21 protein-coding genes are annotated in these 21937 nt (G+C 44.1%); 15 read left to right on the top strand and 6 right to left on the bottom strand.

All coding sequences use genetic code 11. The features are described from left to right. The first annotated feature begins 8 nt into the window (after positions 1-8). Together WCV65_RS18875 and WCV65_RS18870 are read left to right on the top strand one after the other, a co-directional pair. Entirely contained in the window at positions 9-1382 is a 1374-nt protein-coding gene (locus tag WCV65_RS18875; RefSeq protein WP_338778643.1) for an oligosaccharide repeat unit polymerase, read from the top strand. A gap of 118 nt (positions 1383-1500) precedes the next feature. Then, the gene (locus WCV65_RS18870; protein ID WP_338778642.1) at positions 1501-1962 is read left to right on the top strand and encodes a hypothetical protein; all 462 of its coding nucleotides are present in this window, start codon (positions 1501-1503) and stop codon (positions 1960-1962) included. 718 nt (positions 1963-2680) lie between these two features. On the opposite strand, the gene WCV65_RS18865 is transcribed toward WCV65_RS18870, so the two are convergent. The 5 genes from WCV65_RS18865 to WCV65_RS18845 all read right to left on the bottom strand — a co-directional run bounded on the left by WCV65_RS18865 (position 2681) and on the right by WCV65_RS18845 (position 9239). Then, positions 2681-4207, bottom strand: a complete 1527-nt coding sequence (locus tag WCV65_RS18865; protein ID WP_338778641.1) for a SpoIID/LytB domain-containing protein — start codon at positions 4205-4207, stop codon at positions 2681-2683. Positions 4208-4211: 4 nt separating this feature from the next. Then, positions 4212-4844 carry a GW dipeptide domain-containing protein gene (locus WCV65_RS18860; protein WP_035404820.1) on the bottom strand — a complete coding sequence of 211 codons (633 nt, stop codon included), beginning with the start codon at positions 4842-4844 and terminating at the stop codon, positions 4212-4214. Positions 4845-4849: 5 nt separating this feature from the next. Beyond that, positions 4850-7288, bottom strand: coding sequence for an N-acetylmuramoyl-L-alanine amidase (locus WCV65_RS18855; protein WP_338778639.1), 2439 nt, complete (start codon positions 7286-7288; stop codon positions 4850-4852). A gap of 269 nt (positions 7289-7557) precedes the next feature. Beyond that, complete coding sequence (locus tag WCV65_RS18850; protein ID WP_338778637.1) at positions 7558-8592, bottom strand: LCP family protein; 1035 nt, start codon at positions 8590-8592, stop codon at positions 7558-7560. A gap of 11 nt (positions 8593-8603) precedes the next feature. Then, complete coding sequence (locus WCV65_RS18845; RefSeq protein WP_035404818.1) at positions 8604-9239, bottom strand: YigZ family protein; 636 nt, start codon at positions 9237-9239, stop codon at positions 8604-8606. Positions 9240-9419: 180 nt separating this feature from the next. Between WCV65_RS18845 and WCV65_RS18840 the strand changes: the two genes are divergently transcribed. From WCV65_RS18840 to WCV65_RS18820, 5 genes are all read left to right on the top strand, one after another. Then, entirely contained in the window at positions 9420-10577 is a 1158-nt protein-coding gene (locus WCV65_RS18840) for a sensor histidine kinase (protein ID WP_338778634.1), read from the top strand. A gap of 191 nt (positions 10578-10768) precedes the next feature. After that, complete coding sequence (locus tag WCV65_RS18835) at positions 10769-11452, top strand: response regulator transcription factor (protein ID WP_035405052.1); 684 nt, start codon at positions 10769-10771, stop codon at positions 11450-11452. Positions 11453-11922: 470 nt separating this feature from the next. Next, a complete protein-coding gene (locus WCV65_RS18830) occupies positions 11923-12765 on the top strand; it encodes a DegV family protein (protein WP_338782366.1) in 843 nt (280 codons plus the stop codon). Positions 12766-12942: 177 nt separating this feature from the next. After that, positions 12943-14631 carry an RNA-binding domain-containing protein gene (locus WCV65_RS18825; protein WP_338778632.1) on the top strand — a complete coding sequence of 563 codons (1689 nt, stop codon included), beginning with the start codon at positions 12943-12945 and terminating at the stop codon, positions 14629-14631. 424 nt (positions 14632-15055) lie between these two features. Then, on the top strand, positions 15056-15229 hold the full coding sequence (locus WCV65_RS18820; protein ID WP_338778630.1) for a hypothetical protein: 174 nt from the start codon (positions 15056-15058) through the stop codon (positions 15227-15229). Here WCV65_RS18820 and WCV65_RS18815 read toward each other — a convergent pair. Next, positions 15226-15375 carry a hypothetical protein gene (locus WCV65_RS18815; RefSeq protein ID WP_338778628.1) on the bottom strand — a complete coding sequence of 50 codons (150 nt, stop codon included), beginning with the start codon at positions 15373-15375 and terminating at the stop codon, positions 15226-15228. The genes WCV65_RS18820 and WCV65_RS18815 overlap by 4 nt on opposite strands. Positions 15376-15551: 176 nt before the next feature. Between WCV65_RS18815 and WCV65_RS18810 the strand changes: the two genes are divergently transcribed. The 8 genes from WCV65_RS18810 to WCV65_RS18775 all read left to right on the top strand — a co-directional run bounded on the left by WCV65_RS18810 (position 15552) and on the right by WCV65_RS18775 (position 21937). Continuing rightward, the gene (locus tag WCV65_RS18810; RefSeq protein WP_338778626.1) at positions 15552-16889 is read left to right on the top strand and encodes a DEAD/DEAH box helicase; all 1338 of its coding nucleotides are present in this window, start codon (positions 15552-15554) and stop codon (positions 16887-16889) included. Beyond that, a complete protein-coding gene (locus tag WCV65_RS18805; protein WP_338778625.1) occupies positions 16886-17572 on the top strand; it encodes a ComF family protein in 687 nt (228 codons plus the stop codon). Before WCV65_RS18810 ends, WCV65_RS18805 begins: the two co-directional genes overlap by 4 nt. A gap of 58 nt (positions 17573-17630) precedes the next feature. Continuing rightward, positions 17631-18047 (top strand): TIGR03826 family flagellar region protein, encoded by a 417-nt coding sequence (locus WCV65_RS18800; RefSeq protein WP_338778623.1) that lies wholly within the window; start codon positions 17631-17633, stop codon positions 18045-18047. 80 nt (positions 18048-18127) lie between these two features. Next, on the top strand, positions 18128-18388 hold the full coding sequence (gene flgM / locus WCV65_RS18795) for a flagellar biosynthesis anti-sigma factor FlgM (RefSeq protein ID WP_338778621.1): 261 nt from the start codon (positions 18128-18130) through the stop codon (positions 18386-18388). Between the two features lie 18 nt (positions 18389-18406). After that, positions 18407-18889 carry a flagellar protein FlgN gene (locus WCV65_RS18790; protein WP_338778619.1) on the top strand — a complete coding sequence of 161 codons (483 nt, stop codon included), beginning with the start codon at positions 18407-18409 and terminating at the stop codon, positions 18887-18889. Between the two features lie 18 nt (positions 18890-18907). Next, positions 18908-20407: a flagellar hook-associated protein FlgK gene (gene flgK / locus WCV65_RS18785; RefSeq protein ID WP_338778617.1), complete on the top strand. Its 1500-nt coding sequence runs from the start codon at positions 18908-18910 to the stop codon at positions 20405-20407. Positions 20408-20417: 10 nt separating this feature from the next. Next, a complete protein-coding gene (flgL, locus tag WCV65_RS18780; protein WP_338778615.1) occupies positions 20418-21314 on the top strand; it encodes a flagellar hook-associated protein FlgL in 897 nt (298 codons plus the stop codon). 53 nt (positions 21315-21367) lie between these two features. Then, positions 21368-21937 carry a DUF6470 family protein gene (locus tag WCV65_RS18775; RefSeq protein WP_338778613.1) on the top strand — a complete coding sequence of 190 codons (570 nt, stop codon included), beginning with the start codon at positions 21368-21370 and terminating at the stop codon, positions 21935-21937.

Here is a 21937-nt window from a genome sequence, read left to right as displayed (position 1 = left end):
GTCGTATTATGGTTTATTTCTTGATTTGGGCTGCGGTACTGGTTCTATCGTTTATCTTGTTTAGAAAAGTATCAGGCTCCATGTCCCTGTTAACCCCAAACTTAATATCCATTACCTTTTATTATTCTCTGCTTGCCTCCACCTTTATAGGCTCTCTGCTGATTGTGCTCAATATTGATGAGCACTACATGATAGAGCTGCTATCCGATGATTATTTCCGCTATCAGGGATTTTTCTTCATCTGCTTCATCATGGTTGCCATGCCGCTCACGATGTTCTTAGTGAGCAAGCTTGCATCCTTTGATGGGCAAAAAGAGTTCAGGAGCTATATGGAGGCCCCTGTCTATCGTGAGGAAAACGGAAACCAGATGTTTTACCTGTATGCGTTTTTCACGATGCTTTCAATGGGAGCGATTGGCTATACGATCCTGAAAATTGACACAATTCCTTTGTTAGAGCTATTAAAAGGTTCTGATAATCTTGCTCAGCTTCGAATTACGGCTTCTCATGACTTTCAAGGCAGCACGGTTATCCGCAATATCTTTGGAGTTGCGCTGGCACCAATTTTGTCGATGATCACCTTCATTTATTTTATTCAGCGGAAACAGTACCGGTGGTTTTTCTTATTTGCTCTAACAACCGGGGGAGCGCTGTTCCTGTCAGTATACGATTTATCAAAGGCACCGATTTTCTTTTACATCATCATGGTGCTCCTGCTATTGATTTATTTGAAAATCATCAAACTGACGTGGTTCCGTTTAGCTGTACTTGGCGGCCTTGGAGTGGTACTCCTAGTTGTAATGTATGTATTTATCCAAGGGGTAACGGATCCATCGAGCTTCCTATCGTATAACAGGGGACCAATCGGCCGGATTTTATTGTCCCAGGTCGCTCCATTTTACTTGCACCTTGATTTGTTTACAGACCGCCTGGATCTTTTAAATGGACGAAGCCTTCCTTCATCATTGATCGGACTCTATGATATGGAACAGATACGATCAGCGAGATTAGCAATGGAAGTCTTCTATCCGCAGCGGGTAGAAGAGGGAACGGCAGGGGTGCTGAATACGCTGTTCGCAGCGGAAGCTTATGCAAACTTCGGCTATGCAGGGGTTATCATTGGAACGATTTATGTTGGATTTGTCATTCAGCTTGTCTATATGATCTTTATCCGTCTTCCAAAAAACCCGCTGTTTCTAGCTTTATTCGTTTTCTTTACGGTCAACATTCCGCGGGTCGTCATTGGCGGATTTGCTGATTTCCTTCTAAACACATTATGGGTATCCGTACTAATCATTCTGCTGACCCCATATGTGTTGCTTTTACTATACCGGATGATTTCAAAACACCGAAAAAACAGGCTGGACGAACAGCCATCCTGATTGTAAAGGGACCTTCCATTGGGAGGTCCCTTTACATAATTTTAACAATAGATGACCTAGTTCTTTTGTACCGTCCGCTCTATAATAGAGATATCATATGTTAAAAGGACGGAATCAGATGAAAAAGCAATGGATCCTAAGCGTATGGATAATCCTATCCATCGTTCTCATGGCAGCATGCCAAGACCCCGAAGCCAATGCAAAGGAAGAAATGGCAGCCGCAGCAGAAACAGTTAAAAACGTATATATGGATGCTCAAAATGACGATATGAATAAGTTTTACGAGCATTTCAGCAAATCAGGAATCAGCAAAGATGACATGGAAATCAGCAAAATTATGTTTTCCGACAAAGTGAAACAAGTCGGAGGAATCGAAAAATTCACCTTTACTCCGATTGAAAAAAGCAAGCTCAAGGAAAAAGCAGTCAATATGCTGAAAGATGAATATAAAGAGGACTGGACCGTCGTGCTTGAAGAATCAAAAATAGGCGGAAACTACTTTTGGATTCTTCAAAAGCACGAGGATCGGTATTATGTGATTAACGGGGACGAGTCTCCGAAAGAGGATATTTTGAAATAGTGAAGTGAGAATCCCTGCCGGTGTGCGGGGGTTTTTTATTTTGGAGGGGGAGGGTGGTGTGGCTTTGTAATGGTGGTAGAAAATGCTGGTTTTGGTGCCAGTCCCGCTGTGCTTTAAAGCAAGTGGGGATGGAGGATGATACCTCTGAGCCCTTGGGCTGCAAGGGTTTATGGGTGATGGTGCCGGAGCTTTAGTCTGGCAGTAAGAAGCGGGTCAGGCACGGTGCCAGTCCCGCGATGCTTCACCGCATCTGGGGACAGAGGCATGGACCTGTAATGCCTTATGTACCAAGGGTTTAGAAAGAAGGTGCCGGAGCTATAGTTCGTTAATAGAGCGCGGGTCAGGCGCCGCGCTGTTTTCTTTTGAAAAGAGGATACCTTTGTTTGCACTGACCCCCAACATGGTAACGCAGTGGGGGAAAGAGAAAGAATCGCCACAAGTGCTGTAGGGCAAGGACTGGTGAGGAACGGGGACGGAGGTTTAGTGCTTTAGCGAAACGGGGGTCAGTGCATTGCACTGACCCTCAACATGGTAACGCAGTGGGGGAAAGAGCAAGAATCGCGACAAGTGCTGGGGGACAAGGCCTGGTGAGAAGCGGGGACGGAGGTTTAGTGCTTTAGCGAAACGGGGGTCAGTGCAAACCCCCGCTACCCCCCGCCCCACCACAAACCCAAATAAAAAAACAGCCCCAAATACCAGGGCTGTCCTCTCTTACTTCTTATTTCCCCACAACCGTACCAGGAAAGTAATGCTGCACGATTGCTTCTGCCTTGAAACCCTTTTGGGCAAAGCCGTTGGCGCCGTATTGGCTCATGCCGATGCGGTGCCCCCAGCCTTTGCCGTTGATGACAATTGTGGCAGGATCGGATTCTTGCGTGACTTGACCGGAAGCGGTTTGGATGTTCACCTGTGCTCCCTGTACTGTGGATGTTGTCCCATCAGCTGCCATGATGGTGCTGCCTGTTACGGAAAATTGCTGCTGGACGGTGGAGCCTGTGCCCTTAACCGTAAAAGACTTAACGGGATTCATTGTAAACCAGTTGGAGCGGAGCTGGTTGTAATATTTCGCAACTGGGAAAAGCGAGCGTATGTCGCCTTCTTTTCCGCTGATGGTTTTGCTGCCGGCAGAGGTTGTTATCGTTACTTTGCCGATTTCTCCATTTTGCCCGGTAGGTATGGCTTTAATATCATAAAGAACGGTTGTATCCGGGTTGAATCCGAATTTTCCCAAAATCGTTGAGGAGCGGAAGGTGTCCGTCCAATTGCTGTGGATGGATGATTCATATGGGTCCGCTACGCTTTTAAGATAAGGGAAGGTCGTTTGGCTGGATCCCCAGACATCCCATGCATTGGCTGTTTGTCCGCCGCTTGTTGAATAGAAAAACGTTTGAACGGGTTTGCCGTTATGCTTTGCCATTACGCCTGCTGTTGCAGTTACAGCCGCATTGGAGCGGGGATCTTCTTTTGTATACCCATTATAGACCTGGCTTTTCGCCGTATTGGAGAGTCCCATACTGTTAACGGCATAGCTTCGTGCTACGATAGCCTGGGCCTTAAGGGCTTCAGGATGCCAGCTTGCCGGCATTTCATTCGGAACAACGCCTTTCAGATAATCTTCAAGGCTTAAAAGGTTGTAGAGTGCTGCCAAATTGCCGTCCGCTTTTGCTTCAAAGCTTCCCCGGTATTGCAGGGTGCTGTATTTGAATAAGGATAAGCTTAGCGGGCTAGACTCAACAATCGATGTATTGGATGAAACCCATCCTTGTTTGCCGTCTGGCAGCTGTACATTGAACCACTTTACTCCTGAGCTGTCGGTTTCAGAAAGGTATTCTGCCGCCTCAACCTTTTTCATTGTGCGAAGGGAGGCGAAACTGTCGCCAGCTCCCGTCCGCACTTCTGTCGGACTTGTAAATTTCACATATTTTTCAGGAGGGTTCGCAATCTCTGAAATTCTGAACCCTGCACCGGCTGAATAGGAGTCCGACCCTGCAGTAAGCTTAGCGGTTCCGCTGCTCGCAGAAAGGGTCACATTTGCAGATGGAACGAGAAGTGTTTTTTCTCTTGAGGTCAGGTTTTCCACTTCAAAAAGTCCGTTGAGCTGAACTTGAAGAGATGGGGCTTTCTTAAGCTGCACTTTTGTTTCATTTGCATACGTTTGTTTTTCATAGGCTTGTCCAGCCGGGCTAAATCCGAAGAGGAGGGCTGCTGACAGCAGCGCCCCTCCAACAAGAGTTTTCGTATTCATGGCGTTATTTCACCTCGCCGGATTGCTGCTTGACCCATCCTTTAGTTCCGTTTGAAAGCTGGACGTTGATCCAGACTTCTTTTGTGGAGCGGTTTTTAAAGGCGTTCACATACTTAAGGGTTTGTCCTTCAGAAACCGAACCTACTTTTTTGTAGCCTGTAACAGATGCTCCGCTATATACAGCTCCTGGAGTTTTGACAATAAAGGAAGCTGGTTTGGCAACAGGTGCGGTACTGACTTCAGAAGCAGGGATCCATCCGGTATTGCCAGTACTGTATTCCACTCTGTAATACTTTCCGTCCTCAGAAGTGATTTCTTGAGAAACGTTTAGAATCTGTGAAACTGGAATACTAGCAAGTACTCTGTAATGCTCCATCGCACCGGAGTGGACGTCAGCGATTACAGCTTTTACATACACTTTTGAAGGCAATGCAGGGTTTGTATTCATTTGCTTCAGAGTTTGAACTTCTCTTTCAAGGCTCGCAACCCGGTTGTTAATCGGTGTCAGCTGAGATGTGACCCACTCTACACTTGCCAGTACAAGATTGCTGCTTGCTTGTGAGGTGGCAAGGGGAGTGAAAATACTCCCAGCTATGATTCCTGCTCCAAATATTAAGGCAATTTTCATTTTTTTCATTGGGATCAGTTGCCTCCGTTAAAGTAGTCTTCTATACCATTGTAGATGCCTTGTGCTGCTTTTCTTCTTACGGCATCAGACCGCAGCATCGTCTCTTCATTAGGATTGGAGATGAATGCGAGCTCAACCAGAGCACTAGGCAGCTGGTTTTCTCTGATGACAACAAAACCGGCTTCCTTAATTCCGCGGTTGGTTGTATTGATTTGCTCAACCAATTCGCGCTGAATATTCGTTGAAAGAGTTTTGCTCTTTTGATCATTAGGATTGGTGGTCACATTAAAATACGTTTCTGTTCCTTTTGCACTTCGGTTTGGATTGGCATTCGCATGAATACTGATGAAAATATCTGCATCTGAATTATTGGAAACGCCTGCGCGGTAATCCAATGTCGGCTTAATATCAGTTGTTCTTGTATAAATGACATTTGCGCCATTCTCTTTCAAAATATCCCCTAAGTATCTTGTGACAGCAAAAGTTACATCCTTCTCATAGAGCTTTGTAGGTCCCGTTGCACCAGAATCGCTTCCGCCGTGGCCTGCATCAAGTACAATCGTTTTACCTGCTACCCCAACTTCATGGATAAGGAGCTGAAAACGGTCCTTTTTATCATGAACGGTAATGGAATAGCCTGGTTTAGGCGTTACTTTAATCGCGCCACTGATTTGGGTGATGGTCACACCTTCTACATCTGAATCAGGAACCTTTAGTTCAAGCTCTTTTGTACTGATGTAAGCCGTACGGTCGGCAAGATAATCAAAATTAACTTTGACCGATTTCGACTTTTTCCAGGAAAGCTCTGTACTGTCACCCATTGGTGTTACCTGAGGAATGGCTACATTCACTGGCGGTGTGGCAACTGTGCTTGCTGCCGGGATCCAGCCGCGTACGCCTTTTGACGTTTCAACGTTGTACCATCCGTTCAGCTCTCTGAGGAGAACGAGCGAGTCGCCTGTATTCACTGAAGCTACAGATTTTTGATTAAGAGAAGCTGACCAGCGGATGCTGTCAGAAGACTTCGCATAAACCAAGTTTCGGTCGCTGAGAGATTTGTAGACTTCCCATTGCGGAATCCAGCCTTTTCTTCCGCTGGAGGTTTGGATGTTCAGCCATGTTTCCCCTTTGCTGTTTATAATCTGGGAAAGAAGGGTAACTTTACTTCCAAATGAAGGTTTTTCAGTCACAGTATACCTGAATTCTGCGCCTCTTCTTAATTCTGATTTGTATGTACCGATGTACATGCTTGTATTAAGATATACGGCTTTCTCGGTTAGAAGGGAGGCGGAAACCCATCCGAAGGTGCTGCTGCCGAGCTGGACTCTGTACCATTTATCACCGCTGCTGTTAGTGAATTGGTCTACCACTTTTATTGCGGTTCCTTTTGTTAAAGTACTGAGTTTTCGATAATCGGTTGACGCACCAGAGCGGACATTGGCTTCAGATACCTGTACATAGAAGGTGCCGTTAATGGTCTGAGATGTGGAGGTATGGGCGCTGTTTACCCAGCCATATTTTCCGGTCTGATATTCAACCTGGTACCATTTTTCATTTGCTTTGTTTGTAAATTCACTCTTAATCTCTAATTCTTCATTCATAGGTGCCTCGTAAACTTTGCGTTCAGCAGAATCGGCTGAACGGTGAATGCTCGTAGGGTTCAGTTTGGCATAAACCGTTTTTTGAATGGCAGCAGGTGCAGCCTTGTAAGAGTAAGTAAGTGATTGGGCTTTCGTCCAGCCTTTCGTACCGTTGGAAAGCTCCACTCCGTAATAAGGCTCGGAGGCAGAGTTAATAAAGAAATCCGTAATTTTTATGGATTCATCTTGCTTTAAGGTTTGCAGCAGTCTGTAATTGGGAGCAGCTCCGCTTCTTACTTCCTGATTTTTGCTTGTATTGTAAGCGGTAAAGGCTTCCGGTTTAAACATGATTTGATCGGAATGGATCCATCCTGACCAGTCAGCGGTTTTTACTTGATACCAAATTTCCTGCTCTTTATTTACAAAACTGCTTGAGATTTCAACCATCGTATTTTTTCCCGGTTCGGCAGACACAGTTGATGAGCTTTCTGCACTGCGGTGAACCGCTGCTTCGTCACTTGTGATGAATGCGAAAGGGACAGGCTTATCGAGTTCTTTAATCTGGGATTCCATTACCCAGCCGGTTGTTCCTTCATGGTTGACTTGAAGCCAGGTTTCATTTACTGAATTTGTGAATTCGTTGAGTACAGCTACAGATTCTGCTGAAGAGATGGTCTTGGTAATTTTGTAATCCTTTTCTGCACCCCTGTGCAGGCTGGTGCTTCCAGAAACTGTTACTCCTGTATAAGGATATTCAGCTGCAGATGCAGTACCTGGCTGAATAGGCATTGTAGCCAAAACGCTAAGACAGACGAACGAACGAACCAATTTATTCCGTTTGATTGGTATTCCCTCCCGTGAGTATTTTCCCAAAAAAATAGCCTCTGAATTGGTATCAGAGGCTATTTTTGTCTTTATTTTAACAAAAAGGTCATACTATGTCTGTATAAATTCGCACATTTTTACAAATTGTTAAAGTTTTTGTCTTTATTTGTTAAGAAATTTACCTTATAATTTAATGTTTTAATTTTTATAGAATAATAAGGAAAAAATACGAGTAAAAAGAACTTGTAATTATAGGGGTCTAAATAACTATTATGCTGGAATAGAAAAGGCCTCCTAAAAATGGAGGCCCTGGGTCTTTAGTTTCCGCTATTCAAATCTTCTTCAGCAAGAGGATTTTCGTTTTGCCCCTCACGGATGCTCACCTTTTTGTGTTCCAAATGCGCCTGGAGTTCTTCTTTAACGAGATCCAGTTTTTCTTCAATTGGCTTATAGTAATAGCCGCTGTTTAAGTTTAAATCTTCGCCTTCAATTTTCAGCTGATCAATCTTATCGGTTTTAAATCCGCTGTAGGATTGCTGGAAGCCCATCGCTTCTGAAATGCGAAGATTTGTCTCAACATTTTCTGAAATCTGATTCGCGATGTCATCCACCTTCAAAATATTTTGAGGAGTGGTTGCTTTCTTAATGATGGCGGTAATGATTTCTTTTTGTCTGTCATTCCGTCCAAAGTCTCCGCGCGGATCGCGTTTTCTCATTCTTGCATAGGCAAGGGCTTCTTCTCCATCAAGAGTTTGCTTCCCCTCTTTAAAGTAGATGCGCTTGTTTGTTACGTCACTTTTTTCGTAAAAATCAAATGGAACGTTAACTTCTACGCCGCCAAGTTCATCAATGACCTTTTTAAAGGCTTTAAAGTTTACCGTTGCATAATAGTCAATTGGAATATCGAGGAAATCTTCAACCGTCTGGACCGTTAACTCTTTTCCTCCATATGAATAAGCATGAGTAATTTTCGTTTCGCCGTGACCTTCTACATCAACGAGTGTATCACGGGGAATACTCAGCATTTTCATCGATTTTTCCTTAGGATTCAGCGTCATGACAATCAGTGTATCGCTTCGTCCGCCTTCACCGCCGGTTGAGTAATCTTCTACACCCATTATTAGAATGGAAACAGGATCTTTAGCAAGTTCAACCGCTTGTTCCCTTAATGCGGATTTATCTCCCCGTTCAAGGCTTTCATAAGATCTGTCCGCTGCCTGCCATGCTGATACGAACATGAAGGCGAAGTATCCGCCGACGATTAACAGCAGGAGCAATAAAAAAAACATCATTCGCTTAAAAACCGATTTTTTCTTTTTCTTCTTTCTGACTACGCGTCTGTATTCTGCCATACCATCTTCTCCTAACTAACCTCTTCTTCCAAATACGTGACATCTCCTTGCGTGATTTCGCTTTGGCCGTTTGTCAATTCTGTCATCCACTTGGTGAAGGTATCCGTTTGATCTGAAGCAACAAAAGTTTCTATTTCTACATCGTTCAAATAATGTATTTCTTTAATGAGGTATTCTGAGGACCGAAGCTCGTTTTCAAGCTTCCCAAGCCATGTATAGTCAATTTTAGTATGCATAATTTTCATTAATTTACGCTCTACTATACCTGTATGGTTTAATCCTTCTGAAACTGCCTGGCCATATGCACGAATCAAGCCGCCTGCACCAAGCTTGATGCCGCCAAAATATCTGGTCACAACAGCAGCTGTATCTTTAAGACCGCGTTTCTTCAGTACTTCAAGCATCGGAACTCCAGCTGTTCCGCTTGGCTCTCCATCATCGTTCGCCTTTTGGATTTCATCTCTTTCTCCTATTAAATAGGCCGAACAATTATGATTGGCATGGTGATGCTTTTTCTTGATTTCCTGAATAAACGCCTGAGCGTCTTCTTCTGTCTCAACACGCTTAATATGGCAGATAAATCGGGATTTTTGGATGGTTATCTCATGCTCTCCGCTGCCTTTTGCTGTATAATAAATAGAAAGCATGTTTGTACACCTCCTGGCTTACACGGAAAAAAACCGGTATGCTTGTTCCATCAGATTTTTCTGCCAATTGCGAGCGTTTTTTTACGCTTGCATTATTCCATTATATAGCGGCACATATATGACTTCAATCACAATCTCATAACATAATCATGACATTTACAGCAATGGAGGTAATTTCTGGTGAATACCAAAAAGCTGGACAGCGTAGTCCTGGATGAAATTCTAAATAAGATGATCTCCACAGTGGACGGAAGCAAAGGGGAAATCTTTGCAATCGGCGAGCAGTCGCGTACTCAATATGAGTCGCTTGTTGAAGAGCTGACCCTTATTAAAACACAGGTAAATGATGTGATTGATGCGGGGGACAAGCTTGAGATCCAGGCAAGACACGCAAGAAAAAGGCTGTCAGAAGTAAGCAAAAATTTCAATCGGTTTACAGAAAATGAAATTCGGGAAGCGTATGAGAGAGCTCATGCCCTGCAGGTTGAACTGACGACGATGCAGCACCGTGAAAAACAGCTTCGCGACCGTCGTGACGAGCTGGAGAGAAGATTGCTCGGACTGCAGGAGATCATCGAACGGTCTGAAGCGCTTGTCACTCAAATTGGGGTTGTCCTTAATTACTTAAGCCAGGATCTGCGCCAGGTAGGGATGCTGCTTGAGGATGCCCAGGCGAAACAGGATTTCGGGCTGCGGATCATCGAAGCACAAGAGGAAGAACGCAAACGGGTATCGCGTGAAATCCATGATGGGCCTGCGCAAATGCTCGCAAATGTCATGATGCGCTCTGAATTGCTTGAACGCATATTCAGGGATCGGGGTACCGAAGAAGGATTCAAGGAAATCCGCAATCTTCGTCAAAATGTCCGCAATGCTCTCTATGAGGTAAGAAGAATTATTTACGACCTAAGACCTATGGCGCTGGATGATCTTGGGTTAATTCCAACGTTAAGAAAATACTTACATACGATTGAAGAATACAACGGAAAAACAAAAATGCTTTTTCAAAGCTTTGGCGAAGCGGAGGAGAGAAGACTTCCGCCGCGATTTGAAGTGGCGCTTTTCCGGCTGGCGCAGGAAGCCGTCACCAATGCTTTAAAGCATGCCCAGGCCAAAGAAATCTCGGTTAAAGTCGAGGTTACCAAGGAATACGTTAACCTGCTGATCAAGGATGACGGAAGCGGCTTTGACTTCAGTGAGCTGAAGGAGAAAAAGAATAAATCTTTCGGCCTTGTCGGAATGAAGGAACGGGTCGAACTGCTTGACGGCAGGATGGACATTGAGTCGAAAATTGGTGGAGGAACGACCATTATGATTAAAGTTCCTTCCATATTTTAGATGTTTCATTTGCAAGCATCCTGCTCTACCATTGAAATAGGAAAGAAATTAGAAAAACGTTAAGCAAAAAGTCATGACCTTGCGGGATTCCTTCGCTGCGGCAAAGCGGAAAACTAGCGACAAAAGGCTCATTGACGGTAGGTATGAGGATTGGACTAGAATGTAGTGAGTTGGGAGGCGTATTATTGACCATGAAAACTAGAATTGTAATTATTGATGATCATCAGTTATTCAGAGAAGGCGTTAAACGAATTCTTGATTTCGAACCAAGCTTTGAAGTAGTAGCAGAAGGTGACGACGGCGACGAGGCAATGCGTATCGTAGACGAGCATAAGCCGGACGTTGTCATTATGGATATAAATATGCCGAACGTAAACGGAGTGGAAGCGACTAAGCAGCTCGTTGAAGCCAACCAGGAAACGAAGGTAATCATTCTATCCATCCATGATGATGAAAACTACGTAACCCGTGCGCTTAAAACTGGTGCCCGCGGCTACCTTCTAAAAGAAATGGATGCGGATACGCTGATCGAAGCAGTCAAAGTCGTTGCTGACGGCGGATCTTACCTGCATCCAAAAGTAACGCACAATCTTGTAAACGAATTCCGCAGACTGGCTACTACAGGTGCAGGCGGCAGCGGACAGCAGCTACAGCCTGAAATCCGCAGACCGCTCCATATCCTGACTCGACGCGAGTGCGAGGTTCTTCAAATGCTTGCTGACGGTAAAAGCAACCGCGGAATTGGTGAAGCTCTGTTCATTAGTGAAAAAACCGTTAAGAACCACGTATCCAATATCCTTCAAAAAATGAACGTAAACGACCGTACACAAGCGGTAGTTGTAGCGATCAAAAACGGCTGGGTAGAAGTACGCTAAGGTAAGCCATTATAGAATTTATACTGGAAAGCTGAAACCTGATGGACGAGGGTCCTGGTGGGATTCAGCTTTTTTTGTGTGTTTTGCGGGGAGGTTGCGGTGGGTGGGGGTGGAACTGCGCGAGTGGGGGCGCCGGGATGAAGCATAGCTGGGGCGAAAAAAGTCGGTGTTTGTCGACTAGTCGCTATTCGACAGGCTGCCGTTGATAATCGACAAATTCTCGTTGCTATCCGACAAATTCCCGCTGATAAACGACATAAGCCCGTTGCTATTCGACAATCCCGCGCTTCGAAATCCGCTTTCGATCCACAAATGGAAAATCAACCACCCAACAATTAAGTCCCATTTCCGTTCCTTCCCAAAATTAAATGAAACATTTAATGAAATTTTACGTAAAGTTCTATAGAATAGAGAGTAATCCATTTGAACTCATTTATTTAAATACGTTATAAGGAAGGTTTCTTTTGACGATGAAAACGGCAATTTTAACCGATAGTACAGCTTACATACCTAAGGAGCTGCTGAACGAGCTGGATATTCATCTTATTCCGCTCAGCGTTATTTTTGGCAGCGAGACATATCAGGAGGAGCTGGAACTGACTGCAGAGGCTTTTTACACAGAGGTAAAATCCCGCAACCAGCTTCCGACCACTTCTCAGCCTCCAGTCGGGAAATTCCTCGACCTTTTCGAAGAGTTTTCCAAGCAATACGACGCGGTCATTTGTATTCACTTATCCTCCGGAATCAGCGGAACCTACAACGGCTCCATTACAGCTGGAAGCATGACGGACAAAATCCGTGTTTTTTCTTTCGACTCTGAAATCAGCTGCATGGTTCAGGGATTCTATGTCATTGAAGCCGCAGAAATGGCGCGTGATGGCAAAGATCCGGAAGAGATCATGAAGCGGCTTGAAGAAATGAAAAAAAGCGTCCGTGCCTACTTCATGGTGGACGACCTTTCCAACCTTCAGCGCGGCGGCCGCTTAAATGGCGCCCAGGCATTGATTGGAAGTCTTCTGCAGGTTAAACCGCTGCTTCACTTTGAAAATAAAGTGATTGTACCGTACGAAAAAATCCGTACCCGGAAAAGAGCGGTCAACCGGATCTATGAGCTTTTTGAAGAGGACGCAAAGCTTGGTCTTCCGATGAGAGCGGCAGTAATTCACGCCAATCGCCCGGACGAAGCACAGACCATGAAGGCAGAGCTTGAAGCGAAATACCCGCACGTCAAGTTTTACCTCAGCTACTTTGGTGCTGTAATCGGAACCCATTTAGGGGAAGGTGCACTTGGGCTGGGATGGTATATGGAATAGAAATGGAGACAATCTGACTGGTGCAGATTGTCTTTTCTATTGAAAAATTGTTTTGTTTTAGGTGAAAGTATTTAATCATTGAATAATTGAAAGTGCGATTCTATCTAGGAGTTTTATATAGCCCATTATTTGTATAAAATATAATTATTAAGAAGTATATAGGAGGGGGGAAATAAAATGAGGAGTAAGTTAGAGATCAGGGATATTATTTTAAAGCTCGATCATCAAATGGCAGATGATTTTGAGGCTCAAGATTTAGATTTTAAGCAATGGAATGAGAGAAGCAGAGAAGATAACATCAAAACAATGATTAGCTATGCAGTATGCATGGCGAATGGCGGAGGGGGAAGTGTAGTATTTGGGGTTGCGGACAAAGTGATTGGTTTAGACAATGCAATCAAAGGCATTCCCGAAGATATTGATGTTTCTTTATTGCAAAAGAGAATTTATGAAAAAACAGATCCTCATCTAACCCCATTCTTTGATGAAGTATTTATCGAAAACAGCAGAATTCTCATCATGAATATCTTCCCGGGAATGCCGCCATATACAACAACAGATGGTGCAGGTACAATTCGCCAAGGGAAAGACTGCCTTCCGTTCACAGGAACGTTAAGAAGACAGATGATGGATTCCTCCGGTCAGGCAGACTTTACTTCAGAAATCATTTATGAGGATTGGCATAACCTTTTTTCTCACTCAGCAATGGAACGTATTAGAGAGTTTATGTCACGTGAGAGAGCGGATCACAATTTGTTATCTCTTTCAGATGAAGATCTCTTAACCTCCATTGGTGCTCTAAAAGAGGGGTTTTTTACAAAAGGAGCCCTGCTGTTAACTGGTAAGCCAGAATCTATTGAGAGGATCATTCCCCAGCATAAATGGTCATTTAGAAAGATGCTGAGCGACACAGATTATTCACACAGGGATGATGGATTTCACGCTATTCCTGTTGCTCTTTATGAATTGGAACGATATATTTCCGTAGATAATCCAATGGTTACAATTGAATCAGGACTTGTTCACCCTGAATTTAGCACTTACCCGACGATCGCACTAAGGGAATCGTTATTAAATGCCTTTGGTCATCGCGACTACAGAATGACTGGGACAATCTTGTTAAAGCAATACAAGGATAAATTGGTGCTGACTAATCCTGGACAATTTATTGGAGGCATTACCCCGAACAATATCCTGCATCATCCTCCTGTAGCGAGAAATAACCATTTAATGGATCTTTTGGATCGATTAAAGTTAGTTAACCGGTCTAATTTAGGTGTCTCCAGAATTTTTAGATCTTTGCTCATAGAAGGTAAAGAACCTCCAATATATAGAGAGATTGGAGGTCATATAGAGCTTTTTTTTATCTCCTCACCCTTAAATAACAGCTTTAAAAATTTGGTGAAACAAATGGTTGACGATGGGAACCATATAGACGTGGATCATTTATTGATTTTGCAATATTTGATTAGACATGAACAAATTAATACAATCATAGCTGCTGAAGTTGCCCAGCGAAGTATGGAGCAAGCAAGAGAATTACTAAGTAAAATGTATAACGAGTTTAATTTGGTTGAGCCAGTAGGTAGAGGAAAAGGCAGGTACTATACATTATCCCGGCATTCATATGATTTGTTAAAAGAAAATATGAAATACGAAAGACAGCAAAGTTTAGATAAGGAAGCAGTAAAAATCAGAATACTTTCTATCTTAAAAGAGCGTCCTCTTTCTAATAAAGAAATAAGACAGCTTACAGGTATGAATAGCAAGCAAGTTCAGCGTTTAATTACGGAGTTAAGGCCTGATGGAGTAGAGTTAAGAGGAAAAGGTCCTGGAACAAGGTATTTATATAATCCAGAGAAATAAGGACATAATGCGGACAAAATAAGGACATAATGCGGACAAAATAAGGACAAAAAAGAGTAATTGAAGTTAAAGAGCAATATTTTTGTTGATATTTAAGGAAACCAATTTCAAAGAATTGTCGAGTTTCTTGAAATAAAATCAAGAAATTCCTTTTAAAAAAGTCCGTACTCGTACGTTTCGTCTAATTTATAATAGCACTTGGTATTTTTGTGTAAAAATATGGATATAAAACCGTACATTGTAAAATTGCAATGACTATATGAATTTGGGTAGATTACGGCATTAGAAAGCCAGAAATAGTGGTTCAGCTTCATTTGTCGGAAAAAGACATTGATATACTAAACAACGAATTGCATGGGGACTTGTTTGCTAATACAACATTCTGTTGACGAGATTAAAAATCGATTAAAAGGGGCTGAAAATGATGAGTAAATTAAAAGCTGCCTTGGAATGGAATAAAACTCTAGAGGAATTAATCATAGAAGAACAAACAATTAGTAAAAAAAGAAATGAAGAAATTCTTGCACGAGCGGTAAAAATGAGAAAAAGTAAACTTTCGATAACAAATAATAGAAAGGCTATCAATGATCAAGGCTAGGAGCGGCCACTCCTAGCCTTTAATTTTTTTAGTAACTCTTTTGATTTTCGAAGAGCACTTTCATTTCGCTGCTTGCCAGCCTCCACTTCATCATCTATCATCATCTCCAAGCTTCTAGGATCTATCATGGGCATTAGTTTTTTCATTTTCGTCAACTCCAAAGAGTACTTTATTTTGTTCTTTATTTTATGTCTCAATTAAAGATTAATACACCAATTAACACACTTGAAATATTAATTTTACTGCTTAATAATTTCTTTTTTTAGGTTAGACAATGATCACACCTTCTGTTCATAATAAAAAGAAAAAAAGGAGTAAAACAATGTCCTCATTACAGTACCACCTCTCCGGCCGCCACCTCCTGGCCTCCGAAATTCCATTCCCCTCAGAAATGCTCGAAAGCGAAGATATTCAAAAAGAGAAAGGTGTCACAGGAACAAACGGAAAATTCCAATGCACGCGCTGCCTCAATAAACAGCGCCACTTATTCGCTGCCTACCAGTGCGCCAAATGCGGCAAGCTCTGCACATATTGCCGGTCCTGCATCATGATGGGGCGGGTGAGTGAGTGTGAAACGCTTTATAGCTGGATTGGGGAAACTCCAGTAACTCAATCTGGCTCAGGATTAGTCTGGACCGGCACGCTTTCTCCTCTTCAAGGTCATGCATCCAATTGCATTAAGCATGCAATGGAGAATCAGTCAGAGCTTCTCGTCTGGGCGGTGTGCGGAGCGGGGAAAACTGAAATTCTGTTTCAAGGAATAGAAGAGGCGCTGAAGCAAAACAAACGGATCTGTCTCGCTACACCGAGAACAGATGTGGTACTCGAGTTGTATCCGCGTTTCCAACAGGCTTTTCCGAACGCCGATGCTGCTGCTTTATACGGAGGAAGTGAGGACCGCTACAAATCCTCCCGACTCGTTTTATCCACGGCCCATCAGCTTTTCCGGTTTAAACAAACGTTTGATTGCATCATTATTGACGAGGTCGACGCGTTTCCGTTCTCAGCTGATCAAACGCTGCAGGAAGCGGTTCAGAAAGCTAGGAAACCGGAGAGCTCCCTCATTTTCCTCACCGCCACCCCTTCCAAAGAAATGCAAAATAGAGTACTTTCAAACAAGCTTCCCTCGGTTCGAATTCCCGGACGCTATCATGGGCATCTGCTTCCCGTACCACGCTTTCAGTGGATTGGCAGCTATAAAGGGCGTCTTCAGCGGAAGAAGCTTCCTAAGCCCCTTCTAAAATGGATTCAGGAGCATCTTGATAAAGAAAAGCCAGCTTTTCTTTTTGTTCCCAACATCCCGGCACTTCATCATGTCACAGCCATTCTGCAGAATATCCATCCTTCAATAGAAGGGGTCCATTCGGAAGATCCAGATAGAAAAGAAAAAGTGCAGCGGTTCCGGGACAGGATTTCTCCATTGATTGTGACGACGACTATTCTCGAGCGGGGAGTGACGGTTCCAGATTCCGATGCTGCTGTATTTGGAGCGGAGGAGGATATTTTTACAGAAAGCGCTCTTGTTCAAATTGCCGGCAGGGTGGGACGGCATCAGGATTACCCAGCGGGCGACGTTGTGTTTTTTCACTACGGGAAAACGAATGCGATGATTCAGGCGAGACTGCATATTAACAAGATGAACCGGGAGGCTTTTCGATGACCTGGTGTATTCTTTGCCACAATAAAATGCAGGAACAGGTTACCTGGGGAATCCTGCTTGGCACGGATCCGGACCCGGTGGCATGCGAGCCATGTACTGAAAAATTAACGAAAATCTATGGCCCAAGGTGCACGAAATGCAGCAGGCCGATGGAAAGTGCGTCACTCTGTCCAGATTGTATCCGCTGGTACGAGCGCGCGGAGTATAAGGACGTGTTCACTCAGAATCATTCCATCTATTCCTACACAGAATCCGTAAAAGAAGTCATGAATCTATTCAAATTCCGGGGAGATGCGGAACTCATCCGTTTGTTTGAACAGGATATCAGGGCTGCTGCGAAGATCATTCCCCGAAAAACGATTTTGGTTCCTATCCCTTTGTCAACTGAACGCCTGATGGAAAGAGGGTTTAATCAGGCTGAGCTGATTGCACGTATTGCCCGACGCAAGATTCTGCATCCGTTAGAAAGAATTGCTTCAGAAAAACAGTCCAAAAAATCCAGAAAAGAACGGCTATCCGGAGGGCCATTGTTTAGAAGTAACCCTGAAATACATGTACAGGGTCTATCCATTATGATTGTTGACGATATCTACACAACGGGCAATACCATCCACCAGGCAGCAAAGCTTCTGAAGGAAGCGGGAGCTAAGGACATCTCGTCTTTTACTTTAATCAGAGGCTAAAGGTTTTGCCCCTTCAGCCGATATTAGAAATAGAGTAAGATAAAGAGGAGATACCTTGATGAACGATCTAGCGAATTGTCCGAAATGCAATGCACTCTTTGTTCAGACACAATTCCGCACCGTATGTGCGGATTGCTATAAAATAGAAGAAAAACAGTTTGAAACGGTGTACAGTTTTTTAAGAAAGCGTGAAAACCGCAAAGCAAAGATCGAGGAAGTCGTGAGCGGGACGGAAGTGGCCGAAGAGCTAATCCTGAAGTTTATCCGGCTTGGAAGACTGCAGCTTTCCAATTTTCCAAACCTTGGTTATCCATGTGAAAAATGCGGAAATATGATACGGGAAGGGAAACTATGTTCTTCCTGTACTAAAGGCCTGTATGACCAGCTTGCTCAACTCCAACGTGAGGAGGAGCATCAGCGCCTAATGGCCCATGAGGAGAAAAAAACCTACTACTCCATTTCTCCCAAAAAGTAAAAAGGCTATTAAAGAGCGGGCAAAGCCGACGATAAGAACGGTAAATAAGCCCGTTAACTCTGGCAGATGGAGGCGTTAAGATGAAAATCAATAACTACGGCGTGAACGGAATCAATCCTTATAAAAAAAATGCAGATCAAATCATGAAGCAGGAAGCCGTTCAGCAAAAACAAGACAAAATCGAAATTTCAAGTGCTGCGAAACAGCTTCAGTCTACAAATAAAATGGCAGAAGCGCGCCAGGAGAAAATCGATCAGCTGAAAGCACAAATCGAGAATGGTACGTATGAAGTGAACCCAAGTGAAATCGCCCGCAAGTTCGCGGATTTTTATAAACAGTAATTTAGAGGAGGAACCGCCATGCAGGCTGGCAAGCTCATACTTACATTAGACAGGCTCCTTGAGCTGCATCTGGATTTATACCAGACTGCTTTGAAAAAAACAGATCAGCTGAAGCACAATCAGACGGACGAGCTAAAGCAAGTATTGCAGCATGAACAGGTTCTTGTGCAGTCCATTAAACAAACGGAGACTGAGCGAATCACTCAAGCCTCTCTGTTTCTCGGACGTCATACGGATCTGACCCTCACTGCATGCGCGGAAAAAGCGGAAGGTGCTGAAAAAACGCGCCTTACCGAATTGAAAGAGGAATTCAAAGAGGTCATGGACAAGCTGAAGGCTGCCAACCAGCTGAACCAGCAAATGACTCAAAGTGCGCTGCAGTTTGTCACCATGTCACTCGATATGCTGATACCAAGAGAGCAGACGCCCAACTACCAGCGGCCTGATACAATGAGAAAAACCGAACCGAATCGAAGATCCCTCTTTGATTCGAAAGCTTAAATCTGGAGGAGATCGAAAATGGGTTCAACCTTTGCAGGACTGGAAATATCAAAACGGGGAATGTCGGCTCAGCAGTCGGCGCTTTATACGACGGGGCAGAATATATCGAATGCGAATACGCCTGGGTATACGAGGCAGCGAGTAAACTTCAAAGCAACGGATGCCTATCCGTATCCTGGTCTTGAAATGCCGAAAATTCCGGGGCAGCAGGGAACTGGAGTAGAGGGAGGAAGCATTCAGCGGATCCGGGATAGCTTCTTGGATGTTCAGTTCAGAGGCGAAAGCACGAAAACGGGCTATTATGAAGCGCGGGCTCAGGCGCTTGAAAGCATGGAAGAAATTATGAATGAACCCTCTGAAACGGGTTTGTCCAAAACGATGGACCGTTTTTGGCAGTCGTTAGAAGACCTTGCAGCCAATCCAAGAAACTCAGGTGCACGTTCCGTCGTGAAGGAACGCGGAATTGCTGTTGCGGATACATTCCAGTATCTTTCCACGTCGTTAAAAAAGGTTCAGGATAACCTTAAAAGTGAAATGGACCTCTCGGCAACTCAGGTTCAATCACTGGCCACCCAACTGAAAAACGTCAACAAACAAATCTCGGAAATTGAGCCGCACGGCTATCTTCCGAATGATCTCTATGATGAGCGGGACCGGATTATCGATGAGCTGTCTTCTTTAGTTCCGATTAAAGTGAGCGATCCGATTAAAAGCGGAGGAAATGCTCTTCCGATTGCGGAAGGAATGGCCGTTGTGGAGATTCTGAAAAAAGACGGAACATCAGCAGGCAAGCTTGTAGACGGATTAAACAGCTCCACTTTTTCCATGGATTACGAGGATGGTTTAGTTACAGGAATGAAGATTGGTGGTACGTCAGTTGCTGTGACGGACATTCAAAGTACAGGTAAAATTCAAGGCCTTGCAAGCTCACATGGCTATAAAGACGCTGGAGCAGCTAAAGGCGAATATGTTGATATGCTGAATGACCTGAACAGCCTGGCTGAGTCTTTTGCAGAAGAATTCAATAAGGTTCATGCTGATGGTCTGAATTTAAAGGATTTTGCAACTTCACCTCCTGGAAAGTCTGCTGTCAACTTTTTTGAGTTTACACCTGGAAGTGGAGCCGATACGATCCGCATTTCGGATAAGATTATGGAATCCACCGATTATATCGCAGCCTCCAAAGGTCAAATCGGAAATGGCGATAATGCCCTTGCACTCGGAAAAGTGAAATCCGGATCCGTAACGATTGACGGAAAAAGCACCAGTGTCCAGAATTTTTACGAGGGTATGATTGGGAACATGGCCGTTCAGGCTCAGGAATCAGACCGGATGCTGAAAAACAGCAATACATTAAAGGATTCTGTTGAACTTCGCCGCCAGTCGGTCAGTGCCGTTTCATTAGATGAAGAAATGACGAATATGATTCAATTCCAGCATGCATACAATGCATCAGCCCGCATGATAACGATGCAGGACGAGCTGCTGGATACGATTATTAATAAAATGGGATTGTAGGTGACCAAGCATGCGCATAACACAAGGAATGCTCGCAAATAACTCGCTGAGGCACATCAGCAACAGCTATGACCGCATGGGAAATCTGCAGGATCAGCTGGCCACAGGCAAGAAAATCACAAGACCTTCACAGGATCCGGTTGTAGCCATGAAGGGGATGCAATACCGGACTGGATTGACCGAGGTCGAGCAGTACAAACGCAATCTGTCGGAAGCGTATCAATGGATGGAAAACTCAGAAGGCGGAATGGAGCATGCAACTCAAGTGTTCCAGCGTGCCCGTGAGCTATTCCTGCAGGCTAAAAATGGAACGAACAGCCCTGAAGATCTGAAGGCAATTGGAGTAGAGATCGGTCAGTTGAAGGAAGATTTAGCTGGAGTCGTGAACACTCAGGTGGCTGGAAGCTATATTTTTAATGGAGATGCAACGGATCAACCGCCTGCGGTCGTAGGCACAGATGGAACGGTAACCTTTGCTCCGAACACAAATCCATTTAAAGTATCCGTCTCCAACGGTGTTCAGCTGCCGGTAAACGTCAACGCTTTAAAAGCATTTGGCGGTGAGGTGGATGGAAAGAATCTTTTTGCTACATTGAAAAGCATGGAAGATGCAGTTAATGGCGCGGACATGAGTAACAGCGAAAAACTTCTCGGAGATTTAGATAAGCACTTTGATAACATTAGTGCTGAGCGTGCAGAACTCGGAGCGCGCTACAACCGCCTTGAACTGATTGATGACCGCATCGGCCAGCAGGAAGTAACGGCCAACCGTATTCTTTCAGACAACGAAGACGCCGACATTGAACGCGTCATCACAGACCTTAAAATGCAGGAAAGCGTGCACCGTGCCGCACTAAGCGTAAGCTCAAGAATCATTCAGCCTACCCTTATGGATTTCCTAAGATAATACACTTGAGCTGTCTTCCTTAAGACAGCTTTTCGTTTAGGAGCTGAAAACATATGCAGGTCCCGCAAATTCGAATCCAAAGCACACAAGGCAGAATCGGTTTAACGACGATCTCAGCTAAAATGGAACAGCAGCAGCCCAAGGCTGATCTATCCATTCAGCAGCCGAAAGCCGAATTATCCATTGAAACTACTAAAGGACAGCTATCTATTGATACAACTGAAGCAAGAGCAGATGTAGATCTAAAGCATATCTCTAGAAGAATTCAGGAATTTGCCCAGCAAGGCTATCAGGACTGGCTCGATGGAATGGCGAGAGTCTCAGCGCAAGGGGACGAGCTTATGCGCATTGAATATGGAGGCAATCCAATTCCCGATCAGGCGAAACAAAATAGCGAATCCCCCATGTATGATTTTAATATTGGTTTCATTCCCCGTGCCGGAAGTGTAAAAGTAAACTATGAACCGGCTAAAGTGAAAATAGACTTCCAGCCTCGCAAACCAATTATTGACGTTCAGAAAAATAAACCAATTCTGGACTACACACCAGGGAAAGTCCATGTAGATATGCTTGAAAATCCGAATCTAACGATTGATTTCGTAACCATCGACATCAAGGTATAA

The organism is Metabacillus sp. FJAT-52054, assembly GCF_037201815.1.
Taxonomy (GTDB): domain Bacteria; phylum Bacillota; class Bacilli; order Bacillales; family Bacillaceae; genus Metabacillus_B; species Metabacillus_B sediminis.
Note: the sequence above shows the minus strand (reverse complement) of the source record. Positions and strands in the feature narration are given on the sequence as shown.